Raw genomic sequence first — 2,517 nt, forward strand, 5'->3', positions numbered from 1 at the left:
TCTTCCAGAGCGCGATGGGCTGCCATCAAAATGGTCGCTCCGGGTGCTTCATAAATTTCTCGGGCCTTACAACCGGCCAATCGGTCCTCAATCACTTCGTTGCGACCAACGCCATGCTTCCCCGCTATCTCATTCAGCCGCATCATCATCTCATGGGGTTCCAGTTCTTCTCCATTGACAGCCGTGGGAAAGCCGCGGTCGAACCCGATAGTGCATTCCACGGGCTCATCCGGAGCCTCAGAGGGATCAGTGGTATATTTGTAGCAACATTCCGGCAGAGGATCCCACGTGCCGACATCCGGATCCGCACTGACGGCTGCCCCCCACCCGATGCCCTGAGCAACGAGCGCGAAGTAACAATCCTCGTGCAGTTCGACGACGGCACCGAGGAGCGCATCGCATTTCCGCTGTTGAGTCCAAGTAGCCGGGAGGCCGAAGACGCACTCAATGAAGACGCAGATGATGGGGCCGCCTCGCCCTAACAAGCTTGAGGGCTGCCTCGCATGTGCAAGCGTCCCCTTTGTATCCCCCTAACGCCGTACTTGACTCATGAAGCGCTTTACACTCCCCCCGCACATTGCCTGGCCTGCTTTCGTCATCTTCATCCTGGGCATTGGCGTAAGCTCTGCATCCTACACGTTTTACCAGGCCAACAAAGATGGCGGCGTTGCGCGCATAGCCACCGAAACCACTGCACAGTGGGAGGCCCGTGCTACTGCCCGCAGCGCCACCGATGCATGGAACGGGGCCGTTCGCTGGAGTAGCGATACGCCTCCGCGTTTGCAGCTTACGCTGCGCGATGCGAGCAACGACCCGGTATCCATCAACGACGGTACGCTTACGCTGCGGCAGCCCGACCACGAAGACCCGTTCTTCGAGACCCCGCTCACCGAGACCGACGCAGGCACCTACGAACAGGTCGTGCCTATGCTCGACGACGGGCTGTGGGATGCAACCGTTCGTGGTACCGTTGAGGACACTGCCGTTGAGCACACGCTACGCTTCGAACACGACCAGTAAAGCGGATATGGCGACTTCGGCTCCTTCCCGTCCGGTTTCGCGCAGTGCCCCCGGCTCTGCCCCGGCCCCCGATGCGGCGTGCGATCACTGCGGGCTGCCTGTGGGCACCGCCCCGGTGTACGACTCTGAAGAAGCCCCCGATGCGCCTGTATTCTGCTGCACCGGCTGCCAGGCGGTGTATCATACCCTACACAGCGCCGGCATGGACGCCACCTACTACCGCCTCGCGGGCATCGGTCAAGAACGCCAGCCGCAGCCCGCCCAGCAACCCGCCGACGATCTCGTCTACGCCGAACTGGGTACCGACGACTTCCTGGAGGAGCACGCGCCCGTTCGTAATGACGGCACGCGCCGTCTCACGCTCTTTGTAGATGGTGTGCACTGCGCTGCCTGCGTGTGGCTCGTGGAGCGCCTCACCGAAGCCTTCGACGGCATCACCGATGCCCGCCTCGATCTGCCCCGCGCCCGCCTCCACCTTGCATGGCGCGATGGCACCGTAGCGCTGCCCGACGTGGCCGACTGGCTTGCGCAGTTCGGGTACCGCGTGCATCCACTGCGGGGCAATCAGCAGAACGACCGCACCAGCGAGGAGCGGCGCCTGCTGCTCAAAGTAGGCATCTGCTGGGCGCTCGCGGGCAATGTGATGCTCCTGGCCTTTGCCCTTTACGCCGGACTCGACGCGGTCGACTCGACAATGAACACCGCCGCCCACTGGGTGAGCATGGCACTGGCCGTGCCCTCGGTACTGTACGGCGGCAGCGAGTTTGTACGGCGCGCCTGGTCGAGCATCCGCTGGGCATGGCAGCAAGGCACCGCCCGCCACCTGCACATGGATGTGCCCATTGCGCTCGGCATCTGGGTCGGCTTTCTGGATAGCGTCTGGGGCACCGTGAGCGGACGCGGCGAGGTGTGGTTCGACTCCATTACCGTGCTCATTGCCGCCGTGCTCACCGCCCGATGGCTCCAGCTGCGCAGCCGCCGCCTCGCGGGCGATGCCAGCGACCGCCTGCTCTCGCTCCTGCCCACCATGGCACATCAGGTGCGCGATGACGGCACGGTCGAAGCCGTGCGCGTGGATACGCTCGAACCCGGCTACCATGTACGCGTGCGCCCCGGCGATGCGTTTCCAGTTGATGGCGTGGTGGTGGAGGGGCGCTCCTCCGTCAACAATGCCGTGCTCACCGGCGAGCACGAACCGACCCCCGTATCCCCCGGCGACGAGGTGACCGGCGGGGCCACCAACCTGAGCACGCCGCTCACCGTGCGCGTCACGGCCACGGGCGAGGCATCGTCCATTGGGCAGCTCCTGGCGTGGGTGCGCGAGGATGCGCCAACTACCGCGCGCGTGGCCCACATTGCCGATCGCCTCACGGGCTACTTTGTGGCAGGCGTAGCTACACTGGCCGTCATCACGGCGGCGCTCTGGCTGGTGTGGGCGCCGGAAGAAGCCTCACGCCATGTCGTAGCGCTGCTGGTCATCACCTGTCCGTGCGCGCT

Annotated in this window: 2 protein-coding genes and 1 pseudogene; 2 read left to right on the forward strand and 1 reads right to left on the reverse strand. The window is 64.6% G+C overall.

The annotated features are described in order from the left end of the window. Window positions 1-485, reverse strand: a pseudogene (locus tag R6U20_RS10160) (hypothetical protein); the annotation flags it as partial. 64 nt (window positions 486-549) lie between these two features. On the opposite strand from R6U20_RS10160, the gene R6U20_RS10165 reads away from it, so the two are divergent. Further along, on the forward strand, window positions 550-1,020 hold the full coding sequence (locus R6U20_RS10165; RefSeq protein ID WP_410337746.1) for a FixH family protein: 471 nt from the start codon (window positions 550-552) through the stop codon (window positions 1,018-1,020). 7 nt (window positions 1,021-1,027) lie between these two features. Beyond that, the coding region (locus R6U20_RS10170) for a heavy metal translocating P-type ATPase (protein WP_410337747.1) at window positions 1,028-2,517 on the forward strand (1,490 nt) is incomplete at its 3' end.

It is taken from the genome of Longimonas sp. (genome assembly GCF_046498435.1).
In the GTDB taxonomy this organism is placed as follows: domain Bacteria; phylum Bacteroidota; class Rhodothermia; order Rhodothermales; family Salinibacteraceae; genus Longimonas.